This window comes from Pseudoalteromonas sp. TB64, assembly GCF_000498095.1.
Classification (GTDB): Bacteria; Pseudomonadota; Gammaproteobacteria; order Enterobacterales; family Alteromonadaceae; genus Pseudoalteromonas.
Genome location: NZ_AUTQ01000076.1, coordinates 1 through 6,005, shown reverse-complemented (window position 1 = coordinate 6,005; position 6,005 = coordinate 1). Strand labels below are relative to the sequence as shown.

Annotated in this window: 8 protein-coding genes; 6 read left to right on the top strand and 2 right to left on the bottom strand. The window is 40.9% G+C overall.

Going from position 1 to position 6,005, the window contains the following annotated elements; genetic code table 11:
* The 5 genes from L647_RS0103930 to ung all read left to right on the top strand — a co-directional run.
* Positions 1–476: iron ABC transporter permease (locus tag L647_RS0103930; RefSeq protein WP_024610033.1), on the top strand; the 476-nt coding region annotated here is incomplete at its 5' end.
* 4 nt (positions 477–480) lie between these two features.
* Positions 481–1,965, top strand: a complete 1,485-nt coding sequence (locus tag L647_RS0103925; protein WP_024610032.1) for a cobyric acid synthase — start codon at positions 481–483, stop codon at positions 1,963–1,965.
* On the top strand, positions 1,958–2,557 hold the full coding sequence (gene cobO / locus L647_RS0103920) for a cob(I)yrinic acid a,c-diamide adenosyltransferase (protein WP_024610031.1): 600 nt from the start codon (positions 1,958–1,960) through the stop codon (positions 2,555–2,557). Before L647_RS0103925 ends, cobO begins: the two co-directional genes overlap by 8 nt.
* Complete coding sequence (locus tag L647_RS0103915) at positions 2,557–3,417, top strand: cobalamin-binding protein (protein WP_024610030.1); 861 nt, start codon at positions 2,557–2,559, stop codon at positions 3,415–3,417. Before cobO ends, L647_RS0103915 begins: the two co-directional genes overlap by 1 nt.
* On the top strand, positions 3,414–4,076 hold the full coding sequence (gene ung / locus L647_RS0103910) for a uracil-DNA glycosylase (RefSeq protein ID WP_024610029.1): 663 nt from the start codon (positions 3,414–3,416) through the stop codon (positions 4,074–4,076). Before L647_RS0103915 ends, ung begins: the two co-directional genes overlap by 4 nt.
* Positions 4,077–4,183: 107 nt before the next feature.
* On the opposite strand, the gene L647_RS0103905 is transcribed toward ung, so the two are convergent.
* Positions 4,184–4,372 (bottom strand): DUF3545 family protein, encoded by a 189-nt coding sequence (locus tag L647_RS0103905; protein ID WP_024610028.1) that lies wholly within the window; start codon positions 4,370–4,372, stop codon positions 4,184–4,186.
* Positions 4,373–4,593: 221 nt separating this feature from the next.
* Positions 4,594–5,544 carry a transaldolase gene (tal, locus tag L647_RS0103900; RefSeq protein WP_024610027.1) on the bottom strand — a complete coding sequence of 317 codons (951 nt, stop codon included), beginning with the start codon at positions 5,542–5,544 and terminating at the stop codon, positions 4,594–4,596.
* 224 nt (positions 5,545–5,768) lie between these two features.
* On the opposite strand from tal, the gene yaaA reads away from it, so the two are divergent.
* A partial coding sequence (gene yaaA / locus L647_RS0103895; protein ID WP_029770236.1) for a peroxide stress protein YaaA occupies positions 5,769–6,005 on the top strand: 237 nt, incomplete at its 3' end.

Genomic DNA, 6,005 nt, shown 5'->3' with positions numbered 1-6,005 from the left:
TAGCCGCTATTTTATTTTGGACACTGGGCAGCTTTTCACGTGCACAGTGGGCTACGCTTTGGTTGCCTTTATTGGTAATTACATTGTGTACATTTGTAATGCTGAGCTTTAGAAGGCAACTCAATGCTATGTTACTTGGCGATGAAAGCGCAATTACATTAGGTGTTAGGGTCCAGCGCTTTAGAATACTCATGCTGGTTTTGAGCTCATTAATTACCGCTGTGCTGGTGGCTATGTGTGGTGGTATTGGATTTGTAGGTTTAATGGTGCCGCATATTGTGCGCTTTTTTATATCCCAAGGCACTATTGCAGGTTTACTGGTAACTAGTTTTGTCGGTGGTACGTTTATGGTGTGGGTTGATGTACTTTCGCGCTCCTTGCTAAAAAACCAAGAGCTGCCCGTAGGCGTTATTACTACTGCTATTGGTAGCGTATTCTTTTTAAGTTTATTGTTTTTTAGAAAGCGAAAGGTGTAATTCCATGAAAACTTTAATGGTGCAAGGCACTACTTCCGATGCTGGTAAAAGCACTTTAGTTGCAGCCCTTTGCAGGGTATTTGCTAAGCGCGGGGTAAAGGTTGCGCCTTTTAAACCACAAAATATGGCACTTAATAGCGCAGTAACAAAAGATGGTGGCGAAATTGGTCGTGCGCAAGCTTTGCAAGCAATAGCGGCTAAAGTAGAGCCCGAAATAGACTTTAATCCTATTTTACTTAAACCTAATAGCGACACGGGCGCACAAGTGATTATTCACGGAAAAGCCATTAGTAATATGGAAGCGAGCAAATATCACGACTATAAAAAAGTGGCGATGGATGCAGTAATTACCTCACATAACCGCTTAGCTAAACGTTTTGATTTACTCCTTGTTGAAGGGGCAGGGAGCCCTGCTGAAATAAACCTGCGTGAAAACGATATTGCCAATATGGGTTACGCCGAAGAGGTAGATTGCCCTGTCATTATTATTGCCGATATTGATAAAGGTGGTGTGTTTGCACATTTGGTAGGTACGCTTGCGTTGTTAAGCGAGTCAGAACAGGCACGCGTAAAAGGCTTTGTTATAAACCGCTTTAGAGGCGATATAGGTTTGCTGCAAGGCGGGCTTGATTGGCTTGAAGAATATACAAACAAATCCGTACTTGGCGTATTACCTTATTTGCACGACCTTGCGCTTGATGCCGAAGACGCCGTCGCAATTGATAATAACGTAACCAACGCCACAATTAATATTGCAGTGCTACTTGTTCCTCACATTAGTAACCACACCGATTTTGATGCACTGCGTTTGCACCCAAACATTAATATAAATTACGTGCGCCATACGCAAACGATCCCAGAAGTTGATCTGATAATTATCCCAGGCAGTAAAAACGTGCTGGGCGATTTAAATTTTTTGAAAAATGAAGGCTGGGACACTCAAATTAAGCGCCACTTACGCTATGGTGGCAAAGTACTTGGTATTTGTGGCGGCATGCAAATGCTGGGCAATACGCTCAACGATCCAGATGGTATTGAATCGTCATTAAAACAAGTGAATGGGCTTGCTTTGTGCGATTTTGAAACCACGCTGACAGCACAAAAAGTATTAACTAAAATAACCGCTACACTGCTTTTAAATAACCAATCAACACTCTGTAGTGGTTACGAAATACATGCAGGAATTAGCCAAGGTGCAGCGCTGAATAAGCCATTTTTAACCTTTGATGAAAGCCATCCACATGGTTTTACGTTTGATGGCTTTATTAGCGATGATAACGCCATTGCGGGCACCTATTTACATGGTTTATTTGATGAAGCCGATGCTACATCGCAAATTTTAAAATGGGTAAAACCAAGCGCCTCAATTAATCCAATTAGTATTGCCACTCATCGCGAGCAGCAGTTAGAACGATTAGCAACTATGTGCGAAACGCATTTAAACATACAGCAAATTATCTCGATTTATGAAGGGCACAATAATGACTGAACAAAACAACGATAAGCACAAGCAGCGCCAACAAAAAGTAAAAGATCAAGTGGATGCGCGTGTTGCTGCAGCACAAGATGTAAAAGGTATTTTTCAGGTAATTACCGGTAACGGTAAAGGTAAGTCAACCTCGGGCTTTGGCGTTGTCGCACGTTGCGTAGGGCATGGTAAAAAAGCGGCTGTTTGCCAATATATTAAAGGTACATGGGAGTGTGGCGAGCGTAATTTATTACAAGGTGCAGGCGTTGAGTTTGTTGTAATGAACACCGGTTTTACCTGGGATACGCAAAATAAAGAAGCTGATACCGCAGCCGCCCAAGCAACATGGCAAGAGTCAAAACGCATGCTTGCTGATAGCAGTATTGATTTAGTATTACTCGATGAGCTTACGTATATGGTGACCTACGGCTACGTTGATTTAGATGAAGTAGTAACAGCGCTTAATAATCGCCCACCAATGCAGTCAGTTATTATTACAGGGCGTGCAGCGCACCGTACTTTAACCGACCTTGCCGACACTGTAAGCGAAGTGCGTAATGTAAAACACGCATTCGACTCAGGCATAAAAGCGCTTGAAGGGTTTGATTACTAATGTTTAAAGCGTTTTTTATTGGGCTGCTGCTTTTTAGTGTATCGGGTGATGCACTTGCAGAGCAGGTTAATGATTCTAAAAAACTGCGAATAATCGCGCTTGCACCACATATAGTCGAAAACCTATTTGCCATAGGGGCGGGCGATAATATTGTGGGCACCGTTGATTACGCCGACTACCCAAGTGAGGCCCAAAGTATTGAGCGCATAGGCGGTTATTACGGCATCTCGCTTGAAAAAGTATTGGCGCTTAAACCTGATTTAGTAATTGCGTGGAAAAGCGGAAATCAAAGCGAAGATTTAGCCCAAATAGAGCGCTTAGGTATAAAAGTATATTTGAGTAATCCCACCACAATCGCTGGTGTAGCCGACGAGTTACTGACTTTTGGTGAATTTACAGGGAATATTGAGCAAAGCCAGCAGGCGGCAAACGCATTTACACAAAAGCTAAACGCGATTATTAAAAGCCAGCAGAATAAAAAAAATATAACAGCGTTTTACCAATTATGGTCAGAACCGATGATGACGGTAGGCAAAAATACATGGATAAATCAGCTGATTGAAACATGCCATGTAAGCAATGTATTTGCACAGAGCGTTACAGATTACCCGCAAATTAGTATCGAAAATGTCATTGTTACTAAGCCACAAGTTATCATTATTCCTGATGAAAAATCAAAAACACCACAACCGGTTGTTAATTGGCAAAAGTGGCCAGAAGTGCCCGCCATTAAAAATGATCAATTTATTAGCGTAAATGCCGATTTATTACATCGTTTTACTCCGCGCATGCTAGATGGACTTGCGGATATGTGTGGTAAAATAGACGCATCACGTAAACAGATTAAGAGTACACAATGAGCGATTGGGCTACATTTTTAGAAAGTGAATTACAGCAACCTTACATGCAGCAAACGTTAGAGTATGTGGCTAATCGCCGCAATGAAGGTGTTGCTGTTTATCCGCCTGAAGCTCAAGTATTTAGTGCTTTTGATGCCACAGCGCTTAATAACATCCGCGTTGTAATTTTAGGACAAGACCCATACCACGGAGAAGGGCAAGCGCACGGCTTGTGTTTTTCGGTATTGCCTGATGTAAAAAAGCTGCCGCCGTCGCTTAAAAATATGTACAAAGAGTTAGCTACCGATATCAGCGGGTTTATTATTCCTGAGCGTGGTTACCTGCAAAGCTGGGCAGATCAGGGCGTGTTTTTACTTAATACAGTATTGACCGTTGAGCAAGGTCAAGCGCATTCTCACAAGCATTTAGGGTGGGAGCAATTTACCGATAATGTAATTGCGCATATTAATAAGCGCTGCGAAGGTGTGGTATTTATTTTATGGGGTGCACATGCACAAAAAAAAGGGAAAGGCATAGATAGCGCTCGCCATCATGTTTTAAAAGGACCGCACCCATCGCCGCTTTCGGCGCATAGAGGCTTTTTTGGCTGTCAGCATTTTTCAAAAACGAATGAGCTATTACAAGCCCAAGGTGAAAAGCCGATTAACTGGCAGGTGTAAATAACCTGAGCTCTGAATAATAAATTTATCTCATGCAGCTATTTTCAACGCATTAAAAAAGGCTTCCATACTATGGAAGCCTTTTTGTTTAGTTGGTGTGTACTGGATTAAAAATTTAACTCATCAATCGCAATACTGTCTGCAAAAAAATCATATTCTTGTAATTCTTTACGTAAGCGGTGCTTGTCTTTAATTGCTTCTATTTCCCGCCATTTTCTTTTTTTATTTTTCTGAGAGGTTTTCCTTGTTGTATCTGGTCCTTCTAATATCTCTAATACATCGTTTAGGCTATCCATGAACTTCTCCTATTGATTTTATTGACCTCAAGAATACCTATACCACAGGCATAGCTAAAATAGAATAAAAAAGTGACAGTTATGTTACGAGGATGTGATGAATTGGTGAAGGTTTTTTAGTGTTTTGACTAGTTAAAGCTCAAGTATTTAGCAGATAAAAAATTATAGACATAAAAAAACGCCGCAATTGCGACGTTTTTTAAAAGTACGTTTATAGCAAATTACATTGCTTTAAAGCGCGCTTCTAGTTGTTCTTGTGCATCAGCAAAAGAGCGAATACCTTCGGCTAGTTTTTCAGTCGCCATAGGATCTTGGTTATGCAACCAACGAAACTGTGCTTCTGTTAAAGGCTCAGGTTTTGGCTCTTGTGGAACATTGCTTTCTAGCAAGTATTCTTGTGCGCCTTCTAGGTTGCCTAAATCTTCTAAAAGATTAGGGCTAATAGTTAGCTTGTCACAACCGGTAAGTGCAATAATTTCGCCTGTGTTACGGAAACTTGCACCCATCACAACTGTTTTGTAGTCATGGCGTTTATAAAATTCAAAAATGCTGCGTACAGACTGAACACCTGGATCTTGTAACGGATCGGTTGGTTTTTCCATACCGTTAGCAACGTGCCAATCTAAAATACGACCAACAAATGGCGAAATTAGAAATACGTTTGCATCGGCACACGCACGGGCTTGGGCATCGCTAAATAATAAAGTAAGGTTACATTTAGTCCCTTCTTTTTCTAGCTGCTCAGCGGCTTTAATACCTTCCCACGTAGACGCTACTTTAATTAAAATTTTGTCTTTGCTTACACCTTCTTTTTCGTAAAGGCTAAGTAGGGTATGTGCTTTATCAATCGTAGCTTGTGTATTAAACGAAAGGCGTGCATCTACTTCTGTAGAAATATAACCAGGCACAATAGCGCTAATTTCTTTACCAAGTAATACGGCAAAGTAATCACATGCTAGTTCAAGTTGTTTAGCTGGTTCTTGCTCGGTTTCTTTTGCGTAGCTCCAAGCTTTATCTAGGTAAGGCTTATATGCTTCAATCTCGCTCGCTTTTAGTAAAAGCGACGGGTTTGTAGTTGCATCTTCTGGTTGATGCTTTTTAATAGCTTCAATATCACCAGTATCGGCCACAATAGATGAATGTTGTTTTAGCCTTTGTAGAGCTGAAGTCATTTGCTTTCCTCATTCCAAGCAAGTTAAAAGAAAAATCTAAACACTCTTAATATATTCAATCCATACTGCAACAGTGTGACAATGCTTGATAGGTCTTATGTCCTGATCAATAAAAAAACGGCTATGCATGGATTTTAAGAGAGGATTTATTTAAACAAAACGTGCTTTTCGTTTCATTTAATGTTGAAATTGACACTAAATAAATTACAAGTCAATAGCTAACTATGATCACTGTTATTTCACCTGCAAAAAATCTTGATTACGAAACGCCACCCGCAACAGACAAGTTCACTCAGCCTGAATTACTAGAGCACAGCGAAGAGCTCATGAAAGTATGCCGTGAACTAACACCAGCGCAAATTGGCAGTTTAATGAAAATTAGCGATAAGCTATCAGGGCTTAACGCAGCACGCTTTAGCGAGTGGGCGCAGCCGTTTACTCAAAGTAATGCAAAACAAGCC

What these genes read in the sequence shown, in the direction of transcription:
- ung (WP_024610029.1), top strand. Translation starts at nt 3,414, where the DNA reads ATGAGCGATTGGGCTACATTTTTAGAAAGTGAATTACAGCAACCTTAC.
- L647_RS0103905 (WP_024610028.1), bottom strand. Translation starts at nt 4,372, where the DNA reads ATGGATAGCCTAAACGATGTATTAGAGATATTAGAAGGACCAGATACA.
- L647_RS0103925 (WP_024610032.1), top strand. Translation starts at nt 481, where the DNA reads ATGAAAACTTTAATGGTGCAAGGCACTACTTCCGATGCTGGTAAAAGC.
- L647_RS0103915 (WP_024610030.1), top strand. Translation starts at nt 2,557, where the DNA reads ATGTTTAAAGCGTTTTTTATTGGGCTGCTGCTTTTTAGTGTATCGGGT.
- cobO (WP_024610031.1), top strand. Translation starts at nt 1,958, where the DNA reads ATGACTGAACAAAACAACGATAAGCACAAGCAGCGCCAACAAAAAGTA.
- tal (WP_024610027.1), bottom strand. Translation starts at nt 5,544, where the DNA reads ATGACTTCAGCTCTACAAAGGCTAAAACAACATTCATCTATTGTGGCC.